Source organism: Neobacillus cucumis, assembly GCF_023715505.1.
Window position 1 is genome coordinate 1 of record NZ_JAMBOH010000083.1, and the last position, 1,254, is coordinate 1,254.

Here is a 1,254-nt window from a genome sequence, read left to right on the forward strand (position 1 = left end):
AATGAAAATGGTTTTAAACCGTCAATACTGATTCTACGGCTGGAGAGGAAGGTCGATGAACTATGGTGCGTTAGAGCCCATCCGTTAGTCTGACTCCAACGACCACGGTGCACCACTGACTGTCGCTCCCTTACGGGAAGCACACATGGTAGATTAATCCTATTCTGGTTGCTGCACCAGCCTCCAATGATATTCAGTGCCGTAGAAAGGATGTTTTCAATGGAAGTAGTCATTGAAAGAGCTTGTGGTATGGATGTTCATAAAGACAACATTACTGCATGTATTATTACTCCACAAGGAAAGGAGGTTCAAACGTTTTCTACCAAAACAGTTTTTCTATTAAAACTGCTCGATTGGATCAAACAACATCAATGTACCCATGTTGCTATGGAGAGTACGAGTGTATATTGGAAGCCAATTGTTAATTTACTAGAAGCTGAAGATATTGAGTTTTTAGTTGTAAATGCACAACACATGAAGGCTGTCCCCGGACGTAAAACAGATGTTAAGGATGCAGAATGGATTGCCAAACTTCTTCGTCATGGACTGTTGAAAGCTAGTTACATTCCTGATCGTAATCAACGGGAACTACGCGAACTCGTTCGATATCGTCGGAGTATCATTGAGGAACGTGCAAGGCAAATCAATCGAATCCAAAAGGTTTTAGAAGGAGCGAACATTAAATTGGGTTCAGTTGTTTCAGACGTTTTAGGTGTTTCAGCCCGAGATATGCTTAACGCTATTGCCGAAGGCGAAGAGGATCCTGAAAAACTAGCAAACTTTGCACGTCGCTCGATGAAAAAGAAGAAAGATGAGCTGGAACTCGCACTTAAAGGTTATATTCACTCCCATCAACGTCTTATGTTAAAAACAATTTTAAGACATATTGACTTTTTGACTGAAGAGATTGAGATGCTCGATCAAGAAGTAGCGAAAAGAGTACGTACCAACCAAGAAGATGTGGAACGATTAGATTCTATTCCTGGTATAGCTACCAGGATGGCTGAGCAAATTTTAGCTGAAATCGGAACTGATATTAAGAAACAATTCCCAAGTGCAGCCCATATGTGTTCCTGGGCAGGTTTGGTTCCTGGACAAAACGAGAGTGCCGGAAAAAGAAAATCAGCTAAAACCAAAAAAGGAAATAAGTATTTGAGATCAGCATTAACTGAAGCAGCTCATTCAGTAAAAGGTTCGAAGAACTATCTCGGAGCACTGTATCGACGAACAGCATCACGAAAAGGCAAAAAACGA

Annotated in this window: 1 protein-coding gene; it reads left to right on the forward strand. The window is 41.1% G+C overall.

What is annotated here, in order from left to right; genetic code table 11:
• Window positions 1-219 precede the first annotated feature (219 nt).
• Window positions 220-1,254 (forward strand): IS110 family transposase (locus M3226_RS31370; RefSeq protein WP_251573407.1); only part of this gene is annotated, 1,035 nt, incomplete at its 3' end.